The sequence below is a fragment of the Cyclobacterium qasimii M12-11B genome, from assembly GCF_000427295.1.
GTDB classification, from domain to species: Bacteria; Bacteroidota; Bacteroidia; order Cytophagales; family Cyclobacteriaceae; genus Cyclobacterium; species Cyclobacterium qasimii.
Genome location: NZ_ATNM01000074.1, coordinates 59,571 through 81,991, shown reverse-complemented (window position 1 = coordinate 81,991; position 22,421 = coordinate 59,571). Strand labels below are relative to the sequence as shown.

Sequence of the window (22,421 nt, the reverse complement as noted above, 5' to 3'; positions counted from 1 at the left end):
GGTAGATTTTGTCAGCATTGTTGCGGAAAAATCCACAGGCTATAATCATGTCACCCTTAAAGGGGATCTTTGTAATTAAAATTTAAAGTGAAGTTCGATAAACCTAAATATTATCGTGAAAACTGGTCTATAACTATCCCTGTGTTATCTCGCTTCTTAAGACTTATTTGACAAAAAAAACCGTGGATTTTCATCCACGGCTAGCTAAACCTATTATTATTTCCAACCCTCTAGGGATTGAACCATAACACTTTACTTAATTTTTCTAAACTTCTTGATTTTATGGAAGGTAAGGAAATTGGCATCGTGGTTATTGTGTGCTCCTCCTACTCCATCATCATAGGCTGTTCTGGACAAGAAGAGGATGTCCTTCCCGTTAAACACCCAATCGACGTATTGAAAAACCATGTTTAATTATATCTTCATGCTGTAATAAGACTTTCTTTTGCTCCCAATCGATTAGATCAGGAGAAGAGAATAGTGCTTGGGTATTTCTGATACCGGCAGGGTTCGTTCGGTCTGTGGACGCCTTAATTGCTTCTGGAATAACGTTGGCAATGGTCCAGTACAAATCACTTTTTTCATCATACCGAATGGTGAATTTTTTACTACCTCCGGGAAAAGCAATAAAACCTGTTGATGGATCAAAAGTGGCTTTTTTACCATCAGCGCTTATTTTAACTCTGGCAGCTTTTTCTTCTAATGTCGAGCGGTCATCCACTCGTAAAATATCCCACACTTGTCCCTCTTTGTCCACAACTGCATTGCCTTCTAACCAGCCACCAAAGTTGCCATCCAAATAAGTAGAATCATAGTACAAGATATTGCTACTTGTCCAACTATCCGCTTGCAATAAATCAGCGCCTACAGGTGCTGAAAGCATAAATGCCCCATATCTTTTTCCCCATTTCTTGATTGGCCCCATGGCACTTTCCATGGCTCTCCAAATTCTCCCATTGTGTTCTATTATGGGCATTGGCGCGCAATGGTACTCCCCTTCCAGGATTAAGCCATTGGTACCATTAGTAGGTTTTGTCCAGGTTTTTCCACCATCATCTGAGCGCCTGACAAGGGTATTTCCGTGATGTCTGTCTGGTCCTATCAACCATAGGGTCCCTTGGTGAACGAAAAGTTTGGACCAAAATGCCCCATCAATTTCAGCAATTTCCTTCCAGGATTTTCCCTTGTTGCTAGAGGAGAAAATTTTGGAGGTTGCTCGGACATGTTCATTTGACTCGGGCCCAAAAAAATCATGAGAGGCCACATAATCTCCATTGGGTAAAATGGCCAAGCTTGGAGATCCAATGTACTTGCCTGAGGAAGCCGGACTGTAGGTTACCACCACTCCAGGCACTTTTGAATCATCAAAATCCTGGGCAGACAAGCTGAAACCTGATAACATGACAGTAATTAAAATTGCTACTATTTTCATTTATTGTTAATTTGTTTGTGAGTTAATTCGTGGAAAACGTGCATTGGATGCATACAAACGGTCTAAAAGGGCTTCTTTCATCCTATAGGCCTCCCAGGGACGAGCCTTGCTCAGGTCAATCGATTCACCGGGATCTTGCTTAAGATCATAAAGCTCAACTTGATTACTATCAAAAAAGTAAATCAGTTTCATTTGTCCCTTACGGATAGCAGCTTGTGGGCGGGTCTGACTGGTTTTGCCATCTTCCACCCCAATATCCTCCAATGCTTCATCGTACTTTTCCCCTTCAGGATGATAGTACGGGAAATACCAAAACAAGGGCTTTTCTCTTACCATATTCTTTCCTGCTAACAAAGGAAGAATGGATTGCCCGTCCAGTTTTTCTAAATTCACCAACTTTGCTCCCCCAATTTCCATAAAAGTTGGCCAAAAGTCAGTTTGAATTACAGGACTGGCTGAAACACTGTTCGCAGTAACCCTACCAGGCCAGGAAACAACCATGGGTATTCGAATGCCTGCCTCATATAAATTCCATTTACTCCCTCTATAGGGTGCATGAGAGGCATACCTGGGATGGCCTCCATTGTCTGAAGTAAATATCACCAATGTGTTGTCCCTTTGCCCTGATTTATCAAGTGCTTCTAATACTTGACCTACATAATGATCCATCAATTCTATATTGGCGGCATATCGAAGCTCTTCCTCACTTAAATTTTGTTTGGCTTTGGCCCTGTATTTTTCCTCAATCCATTCTAAACCTTTCAGGTGTGGAGTGTGAACAAAATAATGACTAACCATTAAGAAAAAGGGGGATTCGTGCTTTTTTTCAATGAATTTTACCGCTTCAGTGGTTAATAAATCCTCAGGATATTCCCCTTCTTTTAATTGTGTTAATGACTTAGTTCCACTATATGGATGTGAACCAAAGGTTTCTTTTGCCGTATCAAAGCCCTGTTGTGCAGGCCCATGTGTAAAACTCCATCCTTTATATACTTTGTTATGGGAAGCCACATGCCACTTTCCCACTATCCCTGTGTCGTATCCAAGCCCTTTAAGTCCTTCTGCCACAGTCACCTCATCCAGGGGAAGGTTTAAAGTAATGGGGGGAGAAATAAGCTTTTTATTTTTAAAAAGGGCTATCCATCGTTCATCCTCCCAATCCAGACTATCTTCTTTGAATTTGGTCACGAACTCAAAATTAAGCCTTGCAGGAGATTTCCCTGTTAGCAAAGCAGCCCTGGCCGGTGAGCATAACGGTGCTGAGGAATAGGCATTAGTAAAACTCATGCCGGACTTGATAAGAAGGTCAATATTGGGGGTTTCTGCTATCGATTTTCCACTTGCTTCGGGATAACTAGCTATGTCTCCATAGCCCAAATCATCCACATAGATCAAAAGGATATTGGGTTGCTCAGGGGGATCCTGAATCACTTTACTTTTGCCTTTGGCACCCAAAAGGGTGCCAAAGCAAAAGATTGAAAGCAGCAGTTTTCTAAAACTGAAAATTGATTTAATATCCTTCATTTTGAGTAAGGAGGGGATTTGCATCCATTGTGGCAAATGGAATTGGATATAACCTATGGAAAGGTTTTGCATTGCTTGCTCCTCTTGCCTGAGCATATTCTATTAACTTGTCCATTCTGATCAAATCTAATCGTCTTTTTCCTTCGGAGTAGAACTCCCATCCTCTTTCGTCTAGCACCTGCATTCTAAGTGCTTCCTTTGAAGAAAAATCACTAATGTCCAATGCAGTGGAGATGCCTGCTCTTGATCGAACCCTATTGATCAGGTCAATTGATTCCTGGTTTGGACCATTTAGCTCATTGAGTGCCTCCGCCCTGTTCAATAAAATTTCAGCGAATCTGATTTCAGGTATATCGTTGCCAAAGGAGGCATTAACTCCTTCAGGATCCGGCCAATATTTAAATGAACGGGTATTGTCCACTTCATCCAATAGTGAAATTAAATTCCCGTCAGTATTGATGTATTCATGCAAAATCAAATCTCTTCTTTTATCGTTTTCATCAAATGAGAAATAAAACTTGTCTCTGATCCGTGATTCATTTGGCCAGTTCCTCCATGCATTGGAAAATTCCAAACCAGTTCTCGGATCTTTTGCAAAACCTACAGGGAAAGCGGTATTCATCCAACTATTTGAGGCTCTCCTATCAGCACTGGTCTTAGCAGGCCGAACCCAAATATACTCACTGTTTCTTTCATTTTCCACTTTAAACAAATCTTCGTAGACAGGAAACAAGGCATAATTCCATTGATCCATAATTTGCCCGGCAAAGTCTGCAGATTTTTCCCACTCTTTGTTATTTAAGTAGAAATTGGACAACCAACCCTGAGCTGCAGCTTTGTGAGCTCTGCCATAATTGGCTTCCTGACCCGGAGCAGGCAAATCTGCCAATGCAGCCAATAATTCTGTTTCAATAAAATTGGTTAGTTCTTCGGAGGAAGCTCTTGGTAATTGGACATCATCTTCAGTTGAGGTTCTTAAAGGAACAGGACCAAACTTCCAGAACAATTTTATATAACAGGTCGCTCTGATAAATCTGGCTTCGGCCCTATATACAGATTTTAGATTTTCAGAAACTTCCAATTCATCCAAATTCTCTAATACTAAATTTGCATTCCTAATGGCCCTGTAAGGGTAATCCCAACTTTCCCCTTGCAATAAGCCTATAGAAGCGTCCCAGGTAAAATTAATGTACTGCAAGGCAGTTGCGTTGACTCCATCGCCTGATTGATAGGCGAAATCTGTGATCCATTCATCGGCAGCAAAAACATAAATGGAATTATTAGAGACCATATTTGAAGCATTTGCATAGGCTGCTCCCATCAATGACTCTACCCCCTCTTTGGTTTTTAGGAAGTTTTCAGGAGCCAATTGAGAATAGGGTTGTTCTTCCAGATAATCTGAACAACTAACTGTCACAAAGGTCGTCATCGCAACAGCCAAATATTTATATATATGTTTGATTTTCATGGTTTCAATAAATTATAGAGTGAAACTGATTCCTGCCAAAAATGTCCTTGACACTGGAAATGCATTCCAATCAATTCTAAAATTAGCTCCCCCATTAGGGTTAATTGCGGGATCCATACCACTATAATTGGTGATAGTAAATAAATTTTGCCCGGTTACATTGATTGTCGCTGCACTAAAAATCCCCCTATTGGCAGGGAAGTGATAGCTTAGTTTTACTGTATTTAGTCTCAAATAAGAGGCATCTTCCACAGTGATACTGTTCACGCGTTTTTCGCCTTGACTACTTGTGTTGACAAATGAGGGGAATTCATTGGACGGATTTTCAGGTGTCCATCTATTTTGAAGAGGTTCTGCATACCTGTTTCTTCTTACACCAGCAGGAAAATAGGTGTCAATTAATCCATTGTTAAGCATTTTGGCACCTTCAACACCTTCTACAAAAACATAAAGATCAAAATTTTTGTAGCTAACCGTATTTCCAACTGACCAGATGAATTTCGGGAAAGAATTTCCGAGTACTGTTCTATCATCAGTGTTCACCGTACCATCTCCGTTGAGGTCTAAATATTTGATGTCACCGGGTTTTACATTGTCATTTGTGGCATTAAAATCATCGCCAGTCTGCCATATACCTAATACTTCATATCCATAAAATGATTCCAAGGGTATTCCCTCCTCGATGATCGCAATCTGACTGGTTGCCCCAGCACTTCCTGTTACAATTCTGTCAATGCCTCCCAAATCAGTAACCTCATTTTTTAAGGTTGTGAATATCAAATTTGTAACCCATTTTAGCTTACCTGAATTGATATTTCTTGAGGTCAAGGCAAACTCAAAACCCGAATTCTTAATTCCACCTATGTTCGTCAATTGTGAAGTGAAACCTGTAGATCGTGGTATTGGCAGGGACAATAACATGTCTGTTGTATTTTTAACATACCAGTCCATGCTTCCATAAAGTCTGTCAGCCCATAATCCGTAATCTATACCAAAGTCCAATTGTTCAGTGGTTTCCCATTTAAGGTCCTGATTCGCAATTCTGGCCGGTTGAGTGGAGGATCGTTGTTGATCATCATAGACTACTGTTGGTCCACCACTAAAAGTACTTATTGACTGATAATTTCCGATCTCTTGATTTCCGGTTCTTCCCCAGCTTGCTCTAAATTTTAAAGAACTAACCGTCTGCTCAATACTTGAGAAGAAATCTTCCTCATGAATTTTCCATCCAGCTGCAACGGAAGGGAAATATCCGAATTTGTTGTTTTCTCCAAATCGTGATGAACCATCTGCTCTAATGGAGCCAGTCAATAAATACTTGCTATTGAAAGTATAATTTAACCTAGCCAGATAAGAGAGTAAAGTATTATCTACTTTGGAACTGCCAATTACATTTAAGTTTGGATTACCCAGGTCGAGGTTAAAAGTCTCTGTTGCATCTGAGGGGAATCCTCTGCCTTCGGAAGAAAACCTACTGGTGATAAATTTCTGCGTCGTTACACCCGCAACAGCATTGAAAGAATGTTTGTCGAAAGCTTTTTTATAATTGAACAAACCCTCAACCAGATAATTTGAAGCTGTTCCATGCATAATAGTTGCTATACCACCTGCTGCCAAACCATCAATAGTCGTTCGATCGATATAATAATCCCGTTGCTGATTGCTCACATCACCACCAAGATTTAATCTGAATGAAAACTCAGGTGTGAAAAAATATTCACCATAGATAGAGCCAAAGGTTCTATAGGTATTTCCTATCCCTCTTTTCCCATTTGCAAGTGCTACGGGATTATCAACATTGATGTGCTGTGAAATCACATAGTCACCATTCGCATCCCTGACATCCAGCGTAGGATCCATTTGCATCCCTGCAAATACAACTCCGGCATGTTCGTTAAGTTGAAAACCTCCAGGAGTGAACTGGTCCTTAGAATAATTTGAACTAAGGTTGATTCCTGTGTGAAATTTTTCATCAACCTTATGATCAAGATTAAACCTCAAGCCATAACGTTCAAATGAGGAATTCATCACTAAACCATCCTGATTAAAATAATTCATGGAAATCAAATAACTAGTGGTTTCATTTCCACCTGAAAGCGACAGGTTATGGCTTTGAATGCCCGCATTCGGATTATATACTTCGCCCAACCAATCGGTTCCATCACCGGTAAAGTCATCTACTTTATCTGTATTGGATCCTCCGCCAGACTCAATAATACTATTTATGATTGTTTTGTATTCACCTGCATCCAGAAGATCAATTTTATTGGCTACATTCTGAACCCCTGCGTAGCCATCATAAGACACTTTCATTTTCCCTTTTTGGCCGTTTCGAGTAGTAATAAGGATCACACCATTTGCTCCTCTGGCGCCATAAATTGCTGTGGCGGAAGCATCCTTTAACACTTCTATAGATTCAATATCTGCTGGATTTATCGAACTCAATGGGGACCTTTCTGTTCTTGGAGCCGGAAACCTTTCCCCTGCTCCTGATACAGCTGTACTATTGCTAAATGGCAATCCATCAATTACATAAAGTGGTGAAGTACCTGAATTGATTGAACCAACTCCACGAATATTCACCGACATTCCGCCTCCTGGTTCGGCACTGTTCTGTACCACCTGCACCCCAGGCATCTTACCCGCTAGCAATTGCTCGGGAGTTGCTATTGCCCCTTGATTAAAGTCTTCTTTTTTAAGTGCGGCAACTGAGCCCGTCAGGTCACTTTTCTTTACTGTACCATAGCCTACTACAACCACTTCCTCAAGTGCGCTAATGTCCTCAGATAAAGTCATATTGATAATGGAACGGTTGCTTACATCAACTTCTTGTTTTTCGTAACCTATCATGGAAAAGATCAGTATTCCATTTCCGCCAGGAACATTGATTGAATAGGTGCCATCGATATCGGTAACAGTTCCTATGTTAGAGTTTTTGAGCAAAATATTTACTCCAGGAAGTCCCAATGGATCATCCTCCGTGGTCACCTTTCCTTTGATGGAGCGTTGCTGTGCATAGGAAACATTCGATAACACCATTGCTCCAATAAGCAGTAGAAGCAACAGTGAACATCTCCTGAAATAAGGCAGTTTTACATTCATTTTAATTAGATTTTGGGTTAGTAATATTAATTGCGTTGTATTTATAAAAGCTCGTTAAAATCCCTAAAAAAAGCATTTACTGTTTCCATTAACCTGAAGTATGCGATAGACAATCAATTGCATGATGATTGCCTCGGGACAAGCTTTTATCACGAATACAATAGTACATCGGGGTATAGATTTGTTGCCTAAATCAAGAATTTTTCAATGAAATTCTCAGGTATTCCCTCTATTTTTTCTTGGAATTTCCAGTTTACCTATTCGTATAAAATCTAAAATTACCACTTGAAACTAAAAAGATTTTTAGTCCGTTCGTACATCTGTTTGATCATAGATTGAATGAATTGTACAAATATGAAATAAATGCAGACGGCCTAATTATTATATTTTGTCAAAAAGTTATACGATCCTATCATTATTAACCTCTAAATCCCATTTATAAATAGAATCCGATTAAAATTTAATTTCTAATCTTACAAAACAGTAGCCCCAATTAAGTGGAATAATAATCAATCGACTAAACCAGCTATTAATCCATGAAACCACATTTCCATAAAATCCCCAGCACTTCACAGCACTCTTTTAGTATCCGGTACGATAAAAAGCCAAATTTTGGGACACTTTGGCATTTTCATCCTGAGTTAGAATTACATCATATAATCAAAGGGCAAGGAACCCAATTTATTGGTGATACGGTAAAAAGTTTTTCTGATGGTGATCTTATTTTGTTAGGCGAGAATTTACCTCATACCTGGCGCTGTACAGATGAGTATTTCCAAGGAAAAGCAGATGTCGAAGTGGAAGCTTATGTGTTGCAATTCTTACCTACCTGCTTTGGAAAAGATTTCCTTGAAATACCAGAAACGCAATCTATTTCTTCCCTTTTTGAAATAGCCAAGAAAGGGATGATAATCTATGGAAATACGAAAAAGAAACTTATAGAGATCCTTCATAAAACCATTAACGCTAGTCAATTGGATCGAGTAATTAATTTGCTCCGCATGATCCAAATTCTGGCCGCTACATCAGAATATGAGACCATTTCACCAGGATATGCCAACCGACAGCTTGCTAACATTACCGAGATGGAAAAACTTGAGAAAATATACGCCTATGTTTTGTCCCATTATCGGGATGAGATTAGTTTGGAGAAGATCGCTGCCATTGCGAACCTAAGTGTAAGTACCTTTTCGAGGTACTTTAAAAAAATGACCAACAAAACTTTTTTTGAGTTTTTGATAGAAATTCGGATCTCAAACGCCTGTCGTGCTTTAATTAAGGACAAACTTCCTATAGAGGTAATTTGCTATGATTGTGGATTCAATAACGTTAGTAATTTTTACAGGCATTTTAATAAAGTTATAGGAATGACTCCTTATGCTTATAAAAAACAATACTTATTCTAATAAATAAGTCCAAAAATAAATTAGATGAATTCGAGTTATCATCTTTCAAAAGAACAATTCATCATTACAAACTTTTTTTGGCCTTCTGCTAAAGTGAGAGAACGTATACAATTTTGCCTTGCCAGGCTTTCTTGATTCAAAAACCTTCTATTACATTGAATATTTTCATCAAGTAAAGTCGAACTCAGGTTAATGTATAAGACACTTGTTAGGAACGGGGATTTTGCCACCTCTTCAAGAATGTGTGCTTTTTAGGATAAATGTTTAATGGGAATAAATAATGGCTTATTTAATTTATGTTTTTTATCGTTATTTCTTATAAATCCCTACTTAATCTAGGTAGTATATTAATTTATGGATTAAAAATATAAAATACTTATACCAAAAAAACTTCTATCATTAAAACCAACTCACCATGAAAGCAGCAGTTTTTCACAAACCGGGTCAAATTCAAGTGGATAATGTAGACGATCCTAGCCTTATAGACCCAACAGATGTTATCTTAAAAGTTACTTCGACGGCCATATGTGGTTCTGATCTTCACATTTTAAGTGGAGCTGTTCCCCAAGAGGGTAATATGATCATGGGTCATGAATTTATGGGGATAGTGGAGGAAGTAGGAAAAGGAGTTAAAAAGCTTAAAAAAGGAGACCGAGTAGTAGTCCCTTTTCCTCTTTCATGCGGCCATTGTTTTTTCTGTAACCATGGAGCTTCGCCTCACTGTGAACAGTCTAATTATAAAAACTATGGTCCCAATGGCAATCTTACCGATCAGAAAGGGGGTGCATTGTTTGGCTATACCGATTTGTACGGGGGCTATTCTGGAGGTCAGGCGGAATATGTGAGGGTGCCTTATGCAGATATCAGTCCTCGCATCGTTCCCGACGAGTTAAGTGATGAACAGGCACTATTTCTAACCGATATATTCCCTACTGGCTGGTCCGCCATCGATTGGGCGCAACTTAAAGGAGGAGAAACGGTAGCTATTTTCGGCTCAGGCCCAGTTGGCTTAATGGCTCAAAAAGCGGCATGGATTAATGGAGCTGGACGAGTCATTGCTATTGATCCGCTAGAATACCGCCTTAAGAAAGCCAGAGAGGTAAATAAAGTAACGACACTAAACCCTCACAAAGTAGAAATAATTGAAGCCATCCGAGAAATGACAGAAGGCCGTGGTGCCGATGTTTGTGTGGATGCTGTAGGTTTTGAGCCGGAAAGGACCATGATGGATAAATTGAAAGCCACCGTTAACTTTGAAAAAGGAAGCATGAAAGTACTAGACATGGCTTTCAAAGCGGTAAGAAGAGGTGGGACGGTAAGCATAATGGGTGTTTATGGATCTACTTATGACAATTTTCCCCTTCACAGGGTTTTTGATAAAGCCATTACGATCAAACAAGGTCAGGCTCCTGTTCTCAATTATATAGATAAACTCATTGCTCTTGTTGAAGAAAACAAGGTAATATTAGATGATATCATTTCCCATACCCTCCCACTTTCCGAAGCATCAAAAGGCTATGAGATATTTGATAAAAAAGAAGACGACTGTGTGAAAGTTGTTTTGAAACCATAAAACAAAGGATAATTGCCATCCATCTTTGATTGTCAAAACCATTATGGGAGATGAATGGGAACCTTTGTAAGGAAGAACTTCAGGTTCACGGGGTTGAGGCTAGCCCTCAACCTTCCATTTCAAGGCATTTATCATTTACTAAAATCGCAATAAATCAAAAACTTGTCATTAGTATGGATATTAAACATTTTCTAATCACCCTGTTGTCAGGGATAGCCGGTACAATCGCAATGACTTTGGTTATGTATTTATACAGTTCACTGTCCAATCATTTCACTAAAGTCATCCATATATTGGGAAGCATGATCTCCGGAGAAAGCAATTTCACCAATCCAGAAAAAAGGGTTTTACTCCTAGGTACTTTGGCTCATTTCGGAGTGGGTATTATTTTCTCCTTTTCCTATTTCCTCTTATGGAACTGGGGAATATTTCGAATAAATTTTCAAGATGCTGTACTTATAGGAGCAGCAAGTGGCGTTTTGGCTGTAATTGTATGGAAATCGTACCTAAGCTTGCATAGTAAGCCTCCAAAAATTTCACAGCTCCATTATTTTATAGCTTTGTTTCTGGCCCATATTGTTTTCGGAATTGTGAGTGTAAATGTATTTCAACTCATTACAGATAATCCTGAACTTTGGTACCAATTGCAAGACAAGGCAAGCCTTAGGTCTGGATTAAACTGAAAGCAAATATTATTTCCTTCATCACCATTTGATGGGGTTTTACCACCATTGCTTTTAGGTTAAAAATGGACAAACAAATCATGGATTAATTTCCGGAGTTGTATACAATAGATAAAACCTTTAAATGACATAAACCATGAGTTATTTGTATATCGTTATAATCTCAATTTTAATAGTTTCAGCACTAATGGCAGTGTTACTGGCCAATTCAAATACCAGTAATGATTTCCATTTAGCCGACAATAAATTAACCATTTTGCACCCGTTCAAGAAAGAAGTTATCAATTTGGATGCGGAACTTTACAGCTGGAATTTCCAAAGAATCAATACCCTTTGGCGCGGGAAATTGTATTCTATTAACCTGAAACTAAAATCTGGAAAATGGACAAAAGTATATTCCAGATCTCCCTCAGGAAAAATTGCAGACCTTATTAATCACTTAAAGATCACAGCTGTAGATAAGAAAGGAAAATCAATTAATGACTTTGAAGAAGGTTAGAACTGCTTTGAATTTAATTTTGACGATACTATTTCGAGGGCACAGGACTTCATTTACTTTATTTCAAAACGACCTAAGAACAAAGTGAAAGTTAAATAAGTCCTGGCATAAAAAATAACATTCTTTAATAAACGCATAACAATGGTATAACTTATTCTCTCTGCCTTCTCCTTATCTTTTCAAAAGCTATGAAAAGAAAAAAAACTCGTGCAGAAGTCTATTTTAAGGCCTATACCATCCTAATCACCCTAGCTTGTCTTTTACTTCCCTTTTATGAAAAAGGAAAATTTGAATTAATTGTTAACAAAGCCCACACTCCTATTCTCGATCTTTTTTTGTTGGGATTACCCAATTGGGCGATGGGATTATTCTAGTCTTACCCATCATTGCTTTGCTTTTTGTCAAGTTTAGTTTTGCCATTTTCATGGCCTGGTCCACACTCATCCATATGTTATTTGTAACCCTGGGCAAAAGAGTATTATTTAGAGGTATGCCAAGACCATTAGAATACCTTTCGGGATTAGATGTATATACCGTTCCAGGACTCTCTAATAGTCACTGGAATACATTTCCTTCTGGACATACTACTACTATTTTTATGCTTACCTGCGCATTTTCAATGCTTAATCACAAAAAAAAATCCTACAATTGTTTCTTTTAGGCATCGCCATTCTTACTGGGTTTAGCAGGATATATTTAATGCAACATTTCCTCCTGGATGTACTGGCTGGATCTGGTTTAGGTGTTGCTTCTGCCTATGGAGGTCGGTGGCTAACCATAAAATTCTTTTCAAAAAAGAAATTCAGAAAAAGTCTTTTACCAAAAAGAAAAAAATACTTGGTCAACCAGTTCACTCCTAATAAACCTTAAATTAGGCCATGGGTTTTTTTGGACAATCTTATTTTTCTCCTGTAATCCGGTAACCACGATAAAACAGATTATATAGCGCCAGGATATAGGTCTCGCGGACCTTTAATTGCCTAAGGAGCAAAGATGATTTTTTAACAAGCTTTGCCATTCAATAATATGGGATTGTCCAATGCTGTTCTACATTTTTATAACTAAAAGCAATCTACAATATCCTATTACTCGACCCTCAGTATTACAGTTACCGTATTCTCAAAGAGGTCATCTCCCTCGAAAACCAATGAGGTTTTAAGTTTAAGTTCTTCATTGTTTACTAAACTTTTCTGATTGGTTAAAATTAGGTCCCCTCGTTTCAAATGAATGAAGTTGTTAGGTACGGAAGGAATGCGCTTATTGGTATTAAAAACAAATGCGGGATTAAAGCTTTCAAAATGAAAGATCCGAGGTTGATCTTTCCAAATACTCTTAGCCTTTAAAACCGGATTTTTATGATCTATGGCTGGAAAAACCTGAATGAGAAGGATTATGGAAAAAGCGACAAATCCCAAGTTTCCCACTGTCCATGCCAATTCCCATTTATTTCCATAAGCAATCCTCAATGCTGCTAATCCTAATAAAGCAGGAATCAAAAACCAAAATGATAGGCTTTCTATTTCTTTTATTTCAATGTTTCTGCTAACAATAAACAATCCCAAAGGAAGCAAAATAATAAAAAGAGAGGAATAGTAGGCAGGTTGTTTAAATCGCTGAACTTGGCCATTGGCAAAATACCAACCAACAATTATGGCCAGGAAAGGATAAACCGGAGCTGTATAATTGGGCAATTTGGTTCCGGAAACCATAAAGAAAAGCAGGGTGATAATCGAAAATATGGAACCTAATTTTATCAGAGTAGGCAAATTTCTATACAGTAGCGCTCTTTTTAAGGCAACATAGACCACAAGGGAAGCAGGGAAAAATCCAATTAGAACGAACAGGAAAGTTAGATAAAACCCACCACCATGCCCTTCCATAGCAGAGGAGAACCGATTAATATTGTGGTGAAAAACAAATTCTCTCAACCATAGACCTTCAGTTTTTAATCCAATAAGTACATACCATGGTAGAACAATCGTCATAAAGAGTGCTATGGCTTTAAAATCTAATATGGCCTTGAAATGAGACCAAAAAGGTTTTCTATCAATTGCCATGAAGACCAACACCGAAAAACCTACCAAAATAAGGGCAATTGGGCCTTTACTCAAAGTGGCCAATCCTAGAAATAATCCAGAAGTTCTTAAACAAACCTTTGATTTGAAACTAGAACTGACAAACCTCTCATAAAAGATAATAGATAGAAATATAAACAATATCAAAAATGGATCAGGTACAGCCAAATGAAATTGAACAACCCAATGAATGGAAGCAAGCAATGCTAAACCTGCAAAAAAGCCTGCTCTTTTTCCATACATACTTGAAGTGTACAAATACACCATGGTAAAACAAACCCAACCAGCAAGTGCGGGGAAGAATCTTGCCCCTAAAGCATTTACACCAAAAAGTTCATATCCCAGCATAAAAAAATAATAATGTAGCGGAGGCTTATCATAGCGAGGCATTCCATTGAATGTAGGTAAAATCCATTCCTTATTTTGCCTCATTTCCATTGCGGCGGCAGCATTTTTGGCTTCATCTAAAATGTAAATGCTATAATCCCCTATAGCCAATAGGTGTAAAAAAAGACCCATGCCTATAAAAACAAAAGGGAACCATTTTTTTTCGTATACATTCATACTTACAAATAAATGACGGGGGTTTGATTTGCGCGCAACCTTATCTTTATGATAATGTTATTTTATTCGCAAATAGCCTATCGGTCTTTCTGAAATATCGCCAATTAGCGCTATACCCATTATTGAGGAAACAATTTAAAGAACTTCTTATTCAACCTGTTTAAATGTTAATTGCTGTCTTAGGCCTTATCACGATCGAATTGTCTAGAAAAACAAACAGCTATGTCGTTTTTCTTATTTTAAAAAGTGATCTCTAGCGTAAGAAATAGCAATTCTTCCATTCTTAAAACCCATCCTTAATCTTCCTTTTAATAAAAAGGTGGGGAATTAGAAATATTTTAAAATAAAATAGTTTTATATTGTAGAAATTGATTACCTTTACAACATCCAAAAGATGTTTGGGTACAATAATTAAGTAAGTGCGCTGCTAAGACAGTGAGAAGTAACGGTTTAAGAAGTATTTTCCTCTAAGAAGTTCTCCCTACGTTTCCAATAGTCGATTTATATCGGGCTATTCCCTCAACATTTCCTTCCTTATTGAAATAAGTTTTATATTAATTCTATTTTTATTAAAAAGCTAACTTTTGCCAAATCAGTAGGTCCTGATTTTTCCTCTACACTAAAAAGTCGTGTATCGGAATACTTCAAGAACAACAAATTAAGCAAATATGGAAATGAGCATATGATTGTTAAAACAATCTTCATGTTACTCCTATTTTTTGCTCCATTAGTTGTGATCATTTTCGTCCCATTTTCAAGCGTCCTACTATTGTTTGGTTTATTCATCATAAGTGGATTTGGAATGGCGGGAATAGGAATGGGTATCATGCACGATGCCATTCACGGTTCATATTCAAAAAACAAGTATGTTAATAAGTTTATGGGTTACACCATTAATCTTATAGGTGCAAATAATGAAGTTTGGAGATTGCAACACAATGTGCTTCACCATAGCTTTACTAATATAGAGGAACATGATGATGACATAAACGCACCATTCTTCCTTCGTTTTTCACCAAATGCTAAAATAAATAGACTTCATAAATATCAATATCTTTACGCTTGGTTTTTTTATGGGTTGTCCACTATATCATGGATTACTTCTAAAGATTTCATTAGGCTTACCAGGTATTATAAAATGGGCTTGATCAAAGACAAAAAAACCTATCAATTAGGTTTGGTTAAGATCATCTTGTGGAAATTAACGTATTACTCTTATGCCCTGGTATTGCCATTGGTAATGTCAGGATTTGCACCGGGGATAGTGATATTAGCCTTTTTGGCGATGCATTTTGTGACTGGATTGTCGATCTCATTGGTTTTTCAATCAGCGCATGTGGTTTCTGAGGTTTCCTTTCCATTGCCCAATAAAGAAGGTAATATGGAAGATGAGCGTATGGCCCATCAATTGGCAACAACCTGCAATTTCTCAGCAAATAGCAAAGTGTTGTACTGGCTAGTAGGAGGATTAACAAATCAAATTGAACATCATTTGTTTCCTAATATCAGTCATGTACATTATAAAAAATTAGCTCCAATTGTGGAGCAGACATCCAAAGAATTTGGATTGCCGTACCATAACAATGGAAATTTTCCATCAGCAATAGCCAAGCATTTTAAAATGCTTTATCAGCTGGGGCGAGTGGAACTTCCATCAGTAAAAAAATAATTCAACAACAATATAATTATAATAATGCAAGAAGGAATAGTAAAGTTTTACAACACAGAAAAAGGGTATGGGTTCATTACCCCAAAGGATTCAGGTAAGGATATCTTCGTCCATAACAGTGGTCTTATTCATGAAATCATGGAAAACGACGAGGTTTCCTATGACACAGAACAAGGAAAAAAAGGGCTCAACGCCATTAACGTTGAACGCATAGATTAATAACACAATATTACAATTCAAACAATAATACAATGCAAGAAGGAACAGTAAAGTTTTTCAACACAGAGAAGGGGTACGGATTTATTACTCCAAGTGATTCAGGTAAAGATATTTTCGTCCACAGCAGTGGATTGATCGATGAGATCAGAGAAAATGACAAAGTATCTTACGAAGCTGAGCAAGGTCAAAAAGGACTAAACGCAGTTAACGTTGAGGTTATTAGCTAAGAAAGCTAAGCTTTAAAAATTAAGAAGTGGTCATTTTATGATCACTTTTTTTTGTTTATACCCATACTAATCTACCAATACCTCCATATAGTACCTGGTACGATATTCTGCTGGAGACATGCCCACTAACTTTTTAAATAGCTCTCTGAATGTTTTCGCATCATTATAGCCTACATCATACATTACCTCATTAATGCTTATACGATTGGCTTCCAACTTCTTTTTAGCTGCTTCTACCCTTACCCTTTGAATGTATTCGATTACCGTATTGGAAGTGGCCTTTTTAAACCTTCGTTCGAAAGTTCTCCTGCCTAAAGAAAATTGTGCGGATAGCCCATCTACAGTAAGCTTTTCATTAAAGTAAACCTCTATATATTCCTGGGCTTCTTTCACAGCTATATCACTATGGTATTTTTGCCCCTTGAAAATAATAAAAGGGGATTGGCTTTGACGATTGATATCGATCTCAAATATTTTAGAAGAAAGTACGGCCATGTCCCTACCTACAAATTTCTCTATAAGATATAGGTTTAAATTCAGAGAGGAATAAGCACCACCACTCGTGTATATGCCTCGTTCATCAGTAATGATTTTGTCATCCACAAGGTTCACCTCAGGGTACATCTCTCGGAACTCTTTGGTCATAAGCCAATGTGTAGCACAACTTTTTCCATCCAAAAGCCCCGTTTTGGCCAACAAAAAAGCGCCTATACATAGGCTAGCCACTTCAGCTCCTTTTGCGTACTGCTCATTTATCCAGGGAACAAAATCCAGGTTGAGTTTTAAAATCTTATGAATGTCTCCATGAATGGCCGGAATAATAATTAAATCGGTCTTTTCCACTTCCCTTATTGTACAGTCCGGTTTTACACTAAATATACCACTACTGACCTGGCTCTCTTTGGAACGACCAACCAAATGAACATCAAACAATAGTGGTTGACCGGTACGTTCCAAATGCCCATTGGCCATGGTGAACATTTTGTGGGTAGCCTCAAGATTGCTTAGACTAGTATCCCCTTCTGGAACGAGAATAGAGATGTGTTTCATACCAGCAAATTACAAATTAAGAATGTCGCAATCAACCCCTTACATTGTCGGATCTACATAGCATAATTAAGAATAAAATTATAGAAATTTGAATGTACCAAAAATAAACCCCACTATGACACAAGAATTATGGCTCAATCTGCCTGTAAAAGACCTAAAAAAAACCAAGGCCTTCTTCACAAGTCTGGGCTTCGAAACAATGAGAGATGCCCCTGAAATGGTGGGCTTCAAAATTGGTAATGTACCGGTAATGATGGTTTCCCATACTCAGTTTGAGAAATATGCACTACATAAAGTTACAGACACTTCCAATAGCAGTGAAGTACTTATATCAGTAGCTGCTCCAGACCGGAAATATGTGGATAGTATGGCTTTTACAGTTGAAAAGGCAGGTGGTAAAGTTTTCTCTCTCCCATCTGAAATTCAAGGCTGGTTGTATAGCTGTGCCTTTACAGATTTAGACGGACATCGTTGGAATTTATTATACATGGATCCTGGAAAAATGCCTGAACCGTTATGACGAAAATAACAATAAATACTGATTGTGGAAATGCGCCTAAAAAAAGCTTTCTAAAAGACTTCAATATAGCATTTGCTACTGGAAAGGCAGAATACATCATTGAACATGTTTCTGAGGACATTGTCTGGGAAATTTATGGGGATAAATCCATACAAGGAAAGAGTCAGTTTTCCCTTGAGATCAATGCCATGAAAAACTGGGCCGCTGACGAACTAATCCTACATGCTATCATTACCCATGGAAAGGAAGCCTCAGTCAACGGGGAGATTAAAATGGGAAGTAAAACGTATGTCTTTTGTGATGTTTACCGATTCACCACAGCTTCAAGTACCATTATCAAGGAAATGCATTCTTACGTAATAAAAATCAATGGCTGAACAGCCTATTGAAATTAAACAGCTACCATTATTCATTCCAACACATAAAATTATATCTCATGGCTTCAGTTAGCACTTACCTCAATTTTCCTCGCAATACGGAGGAAGCATTTAACTTTTACAAATCTGTTTTTGGTGGTGAATTCTTTGGGAATGGCCCCATGAGATTTGGCGACATTCCGCCTCAAGAGGACGTGCCCCCTTTACCTGAGGCAGACAAAAAGCTTATCATGCACATTGAATTGAGAATTCTAGGCGTCCATAGCTTAATGGGTACTGATGCGCCCGAATCAATGGGCTTCAATATTAATTTTGGCAACAATTCTTATATCAACCTTCAACCAGACACGCGTAAGGAAACCAAAAAACTATTTGGTGCCCTTTCCACAGAGGGACACGTTACCCAAGAACTTCAGGAAATGTTTTGGGGTGACTATTACGGCAGTTGTACCGACAAGTTTGGCGTTCATTGGATGTTCAATTGTGGAGAGAAGGCATGATACTTTTCAGTCTTAAATGAAATAAAGTAACCCTTAAATGTCAAACAAATGAAAATTGCAACCATAATTGTTCGTGTTCTTCTAGGTGCACTGTTCCTCTTTGCCTCAGTGATGTACTTTTTAAACTTAGTGCCCCAGCCCGAGTTGACAGGAGACATGAAAACCTTTAATGAAGGACTTGATGCCTCATTCTATTTAATGCCCATCGTTAAAGCCATTGAATTGGCATGTGGGATCTCGTTTATCACCGGACGCTTTGTTCCATTGGCAACGGTAATAATCTTTCCTATAGTAGTGAATATTGTTGGGGTACATGTATTCCTTGCACCTGAAGGGTTGCCTGTTGCCATTTCTGTCTTAGCTGCTACTTTATTTCTAGCCTATCGAAACAGGGCTCACTATAAAGGATTACTTTCTATTAGATGAAAAAGTAAGGCTACAATCCTTTTATCTTGCCCAGGTTTTCGAATTTGGGCTTAATTTTAACTTGACCAATGTTAGCTTGAAAACCTATACTTTATCCAATGGATGCTTTAGACTAAATCTTTAAAATATAAAAAATGCAGATTAATTATTTGCAAGAATAAAATTTATCTATTATATTGAACTAATCATTTAATAGACATAATCGTATGTGGTATAAGGGGTTAATAATAGTTATATCCTGTTCTTCACTAACAGGCTGCTTTGGAGATTTCAAAACTGGCGAACAGCTTTACAACAGCGGCGCATATGAAGAAGCAATAGAAGAATTTAGCAAAGTGCTTTTTGTAAGCATTACAGACCTCAAGACACTCCATCTTCGGGGTAGAGCCTATGAGGAGATGGGGAAATATGCTGAGGCTTTGGCAGATTACAAAAAGATCATTGTTTTAAATCCTGAATATGGTTATGCCTATGCCGGTATAGGGAAAATTGCCTGGGACAGGGGTGATTTTAAAGAAGCTGAAAAAAACTACCTCTTAGCAGCAATGCTTGAGCCTGAAGATTATGATATTCTAGTATCCCTGTCCAGGGCAATGATTAAAAACGAACGTTATAAAAGTTCCATCGAATTTTTAGATTTGGCCAGTAGTATTAAACCTGAGGAACCCAATCCCCATTATTATAAAGGAATCGCTATGGGCCTTCTTGGAGATGGTTTAGGAGCGGTTGTTACCTTTAATAGATACATTGAACTGGAACCAAACAATATCAGTGCCCATTTTAACCGGGGTTTGGCCCTTATGACATTGGGATATAAAAGCTGGGCGCTAGAAGATTTTGATACTGTACTGGAAATGAATCCCAAGCATTATGAAGCCCTGGCAAGAAGGGCTGTTTGCTTAATGGAAAAAAACCCCAGACAATCTTGCTTTGACTTGGAAACGGCTGCCCTTAATGGCAATGCTTATGCCAAAGAGCAACAACAATTGAGTTGCGTCGATAGCCGATAGATAATCGCATTCCCTATTCTATTTCACATTCTTTAACCTTTACCGCTTTTCAAATTTTTCAGTTCTCAGAAGTATATTCCGTATTAAATTATACTTTTGTATTCTTAAATATGAAAAGCAGTAAACTCGTCATCGTTCCTACATTTAATGAGATGGAGAATATCCAGGATCTCATCGTTGAAGTTATGGCCTTGCCAGAAGACTTTGACTTATTGGTGATAGATGACAATTCGCCTGACGGAACTTCCAATTTGGTAATGCAATTGCAGGAAACCTATTCAGAGCGTCTCTCCCTCATCGTAAGAAAAGGTAAACTCGGATTAGGAACTGCCTACCTTGAAGGCTTTGCTTATGCCTTAAAAGAAGGTTACGAGTACATCTTTGAAATGGATGCAGATTTTTCCCATAATCCTCAAGACTTAAGTGTTCTGTATACTGCTGCCGTAAAAGGCAATCATGACTTGGTAATCGGCTCAAGGTACGTCTCTGGCGTAAACGTAGTCAATTGGCCTATGGGAAGGGTCTTAATGTCCTTCTTTGCCAGCAAATATGTTCAGTTTATTACTGGTATCCCTATTAAAGACACCACTGCTGGTTTTGTCTGCTACCATAGAAAGGTTCTGGAGTCAATTCAATTGGACAAAGTAAAATTTATCGGCTATGCTTTTCAGATAGAAATGAAATTTACCGCCTGGAAAATGGGTTTTGATATACTAGAAGTACCCATCATTTTTACTGACCGTACCCGAGGGACTTCAAAGATGTCCAAGCACATTTTTAGAGAGGCGATCCTCGGTGTGATTTATATGAAAGTAAAAAGCATCTTTGTTAAACCTAAACGGGTTAATCAAATTTAATAGATTTGATTGGGTTTACGTTACTGATAATCACTGCAGGGATAAACAATACTACTGTAGTAATCACCAATATCAATACATTCAATCCTAGAATGATTGGCCAGTCCCAAACAATAGGCACATAACTCATGTAATAATTTTCGGCATCAAGTTTCAAAAGATGCGTGGTTTGTTGAATCAAGCCAAAGCCCAAACCAATCAAGTTACCCAACAACATACCCCTTCCGATAATGCGGATTCCATTCCAGATAAAAATATTTCGGATCTGTTGATTGGTGCTGCCCAGTGCTTTCAACAAGCCAATCATAGAGGTGCGCTCCATAATCAGGATAAAGAGAATGGACACCATATTAAAAGAAGCAACGAACAGAATCAATGCTAAAAACACATAGACATTGTTGTTCAACAATTCAAGCCAGTCAAAAATCTGAATGAACCTATCCGTTACTTTGGTAAGTCTCAGGTCGTAATCGATACTTTCGTACAACTCATCTTCATAAAGGTCAATTTTTTCAGGATCTTTTAAAAAGACTTCAAAGCCTCCCACCTTGTCCTCATCCCAGTTATTCAACACTTGGATAACCCGGATGTCGCCCAGAATGAATTTATCATCAAAATCTTCCAGAAAGGTTTCATACAATCCCACCACTTCCAATCTTCTAAACCGGGGAGGGTCTTGTACAAAATACATGGTGACCTTACTTCCAACGTCCAGAAGCATTTTTCTGGCAATTTTGGTACTGACCACAATCTCATTGGAAGAGGTGCCCGCTTCCCCAAATTGAATAAACCGCCCTTTTACCAGAGATGGTTTGAAAGCCAGACTGTCAAAATCACGCCCTACCCCTTTCATCATTACTCCTTCAACCTCTTCCTCCCCTTTGATGAGGCCTGGTTTATTGGCAAAAACCTGAACATGTCGGATATAATCCCTGTCTCGGTAATTGGTATAAAAATCACTATCGGTACTCGTTGGCGAATCCTCAAGGGATTGACTCATCACAAAGCGATTGACCTGATAATGTCCCGTAAAGGAGAATACCTTATTCGAAATAACCGATTGAAAACCTCCCAAAATCAAAAAGGAAATGATCATTATGGACAACCCTAGCGCAATACTGGCTACAGCAATCCGATGGATGGTTCCGGTGAAACCGCCAGTCTTTTTAAAACTGATTCTTTTTGCAATGAAGTAGGAAAGGTTCAATGAAGTCGTTTATTTTGTTAACCGAAACGCAAA

Annotated in this window: 22 protein-coding genes and 1 pseudogene; 15 read left to right on the top strand and 8 right to left on the bottom strand. The window is 38.2% G+C overall.

What is annotated here, in order from left to right:
* Positions 1-252: 252 nt before the first annotated feature.
* The 5 genes from ADICYQ_RS28380 to ADICYQ_RS08040 are packed head-to-tail and all read right to left on the bottom strand — an operon-like array spanning position 253 to position 7,526.
* Complete coding sequence (locus ADICYQ_RS28380) at positions 253-408, bottom strand: hypothetical protein (RefSeq protein ID WP_020892170.1); 156 nt, start codon at positions 406-408, stop codon at positions 253-255.
* Complete coding sequence (locus ADICYQ_RS08055; RefSeq protein WP_020892169.1) at positions 377-1,432, bottom strand: sialidase family protein; 1,056 nt, start codon at positions 1,430-1,432, stop codon at positions 377-379. Before ADICYQ_RS08055 ends, ADICYQ_RS28380 begins: the two co-directional genes overlap by 32 nt.
* Before the next feature lie 6 nt (positions 1,433-1,438).
* Positions 1,439-3,052, bottom strand: coding sequence for a sulfatase (locus tag ADICYQ_RS08050; RefSeq protein ID WP_081652320.1), 1,614 nt, complete (start codon positions 3,050-3,052; stop codon positions 1,439-1,441).
* Positions 2,943-4,424, bottom strand: coding sequence for a RagB/SusD family nutrient uptake outer membrane protein (locus tag ADICYQ_RS08045; RefSeq protein ID WP_040415133.1), 1,482 nt, complete (start codon positions 4,422-4,424; stop codon positions 2,943-2,945). The genes ADICYQ_RS08050 and ADICYQ_RS08045 overlap by 110 nt, the downstream gene beginning before the upstream one ends.
* Positions 4,425-4,436: 12 nt before the next feature.
* Entirely contained in the window at positions 4,437-7,526 is a 3,090-nt protein-coding gene (locus ADICYQ_RS08040) for a SusC/RagA family TonB-linked outer membrane protein (RefSeq protein WP_081652318.1), read from the bottom strand.
* A 536-nt stretch (positions 7,527-8,062) separates the two neighbouring features.
* On the opposite strand from ADICYQ_RS08040, the gene ADICYQ_RS08035 reads away from it, so the two are divergent.
* The 6 genes and pseudogenes from ADICYQ_RS08035 to ADICYQ_RS30180 all read left to right on the top strand — a co-directional run bounded on the left by ADICYQ_RS08035 (position 8,063) and on the right by ADICYQ_RS30180 (position 12,557).
* Positions 8,063-8,932 (top strand): AraC family transcriptional regulator, encoded by an 870-nt coding sequence (locus tag ADICYQ_RS08035; protein WP_020892165.1) that lies wholly within the window; start codon positions 8,063-8,065, stop codon positions 8,930-8,932.
* A 415-nt stretch (positions 8,933-9,347) separates the two neighbouring features.
* Positions 9,348-10,505: an alcohol dehydrogenase catalytic domain-containing protein gene (locus ADICYQ_RS08030; protein WP_020892164.1), complete on the top strand. Its 1,158-nt coding sequence runs from the start codon at positions 9,348-9,350 to the stop codon at positions 10,503-10,505.
* Positions 10,506-10,555: 50 nt separating this feature from the next.
* The gene (locus tag ADICYQ_RS08025) at positions 10,556-11,188 is read left to right on the top strand and encodes a DUF6789 family protein (RefSeq protein ID WP_020892163.1); all 633 of its coding nucleotides are present in this window, start codon (positions 10,556-10,558) and stop codon (positions 11,186-11,188) included.
* 136 nt (positions 11,189-11,324) lie between these two features.
* Entirely contained in the window at positions 11,325-11,687 is a 363-nt protein-coding gene (locus ADICYQ_RS08020) for a hypothetical protein (RefSeq protein ID WP_146948105.1), read from the top strand.
* Positions 11,688-11,875: 188 nt separating this feature from the next.
* Positions 11,876-12,061, top strand: a complete 186-nt coding sequence (locus ADICYQ_RS08015; protein WP_040415128.1) for a hypothetical protein — start codon at positions 11,876-11,878, stop codon at positions 12,059-12,061.
* Between the two features lie 50 nt (positions 12,062-12,111).
* A pseudogene (locus tag ADICYQ_RS30180) lies at positions 12,112-12,557 on the top strand (phosphatase PAP2 family protein).
* Positions 12,558-12,772: 215 nt separating this feature from the next.
* Here ADICYQ_RS30180 and ADICYQ_RS08000 read toward each other — a convergent pair.
* Positions 12,773-14,326, bottom strand: coding sequence for an ArnT family glycosyltransferase (locus ADICYQ_RS08000; RefSeq protein ID WP_020892158.1), 1,554 nt, complete (start codon positions 14,324-14,326; stop codon positions 12,773-12,775).
* Between the two features lie 703 nt (positions 14,327-15,029).
* Between ADICYQ_RS08000 and ADICYQ_RS07995 the strand changes: the two genes are divergently transcribed.
* The 3 genes from ADICYQ_RS07995 to ADICYQ_RS07985 are packed head-to-tail and all read left to right on the top strand — an operon-like array spanning position 15,030 to position 16,441.
* Positions 15,030-15,995 (top strand): fatty acid desaturase family protein, encoded by a 966-nt coding sequence (locus ADICYQ_RS07995; RefSeq protein ID WP_020892156.1) that lies wholly within the window; start codon positions 15,030-15,032, stop codon positions 15,993-15,995.
* A gap of 24 nt (positions 15,996-16,019) precedes the next feature.
* Positions 16,020-16,214, top strand: a complete 195-nt coding sequence (locus ADICYQ_RS07990) for a cold-shock protein (protein ID WP_020892155.1) — start codon at positions 16,020-16,022, stop codon at positions 16,212-16,214.
* A gap of 32 nt (positions 16,215-16,246) precedes the next feature.
* On the top strand, positions 16,247-16,441 hold the full coding sequence (locus tag ADICYQ_RS07985; protein ID WP_020892154.1) for a cold-shock protein: 195 nt from the start codon (positions 16,247-16,249) through the stop codon (positions 16,439-16,441).
* Positions 16,442-16,507: 66 nt separating this feature from the next.
* On the opposite strand, the gene ADICYQ_RS07980 is transcribed toward ADICYQ_RS07985, so the two are convergent.
* Positions 16,508-17,491 carry a GlxA family transcriptional regulator gene (locus ADICYQ_RS07980; RefSeq protein WP_020892153.1) on the bottom strand — a complete coding sequence of 328 codons (984 nt, stop codon included), beginning with the start codon at positions 17,489-17,491 and terminating at the stop codon, positions 16,508-16,510.
* 115 nt (positions 17,492-17,606) lie between these two features.
* Here ADICYQ_RS07980 and ADICYQ_RS07975 point away from each other — a divergent pair, with 115 nt between their 5' ends.
* From ADICYQ_RS07975 to ADICYQ_RS07950, 6 genes are all read left to right on the top strand, one after another.
* Positions 17,607-18,011, top strand: coding sequence for a VOC family protein (locus tag ADICYQ_RS07975; RefSeq protein ID WP_020892152.1), 405 nt, complete (start codon positions 17,607-17,609; stop codon positions 18,009-18,011).
* Positions 18,008-18,388 carry a nuclear transport factor 2-like protein gene (locus ADICYQ_RS07970; protein ID WP_020892151.1) on the top strand — a complete coding sequence of 127 codons (381 nt, stop codon included), beginning with the start codon at positions 18,008-18,010 and terminating at the stop codon, positions 18,386-18,388. The genes ADICYQ_RS07975 and ADICYQ_RS07970 overlap by 4 nt, the downstream gene beginning before the upstream one ends.
* Positions 18,389-18,447: 59 nt before the next feature.
* The gene (locus ADICYQ_RS07965) at positions 18,448-18,888 is read left to right on the top strand and encodes a VOC family protein (protein ID WP_020892150.1); all 441 of its coding nucleotides are present in this window, start codon (positions 18,448-18,450) and stop codon (positions 18,886-18,888) included.
* Positions 18,889-18,936: 48 nt separating this feature from the next.
* Positions 18,937-19,314, top strand: a complete 378-nt coding sequence (locus ADICYQ_RS07960; protein ID WP_040415121.1) for a DoxX family membrane protein — start codon at positions 18,937-18,939, stop codon at positions 19,312-19,314.
* A 206-nt stretch (positions 19,315-19,520) separates the two neighbouring features.
* The gene (locus ADICYQ_RS07955; RefSeq protein WP_020892148.1) at positions 19,521-20,324 is read left to right on the top strand and encodes a tetratricopeptide repeat protein; all 804 of its coding nucleotides are present in this window, start codon (positions 19,521-19,523) and stop codon (positions 20,322-20,324) included.
* A gap of 110 nt (positions 20,325-20,434) precedes the next feature.
* Positions 20,435-21,181, top strand: a complete 747-nt coding sequence (locus ADICYQ_RS07950; protein ID WP_040415118.1) for a polyprenol monophosphomannose synthase — start codon at positions 20,435-20,437, stop codon at positions 21,179-21,181.
* On the opposite strand, the gene ADICYQ_RS07945 is transcribed toward ADICYQ_RS07950, so the two are convergent.
* Positions 21,168-22,388 carry an ABC transporter permease gene (locus ADICYQ_RS07945; RefSeq protein ID WP_020892146.1) on the bottom strand — a complete coding sequence of 407 codons (1,221 nt, stop codon included), beginning with the start codon at positions 22,386-22,388 and terminating at the stop codon, positions 21,168-21,170. The two genes, ADICYQ_RS07950 and ADICYQ_RS07945, sit on opposite strands and share 14 nt — an antisense overlap.
* Between the last annotated feature and the right edge of the window lie 33 nt (positions 22,389-22,421).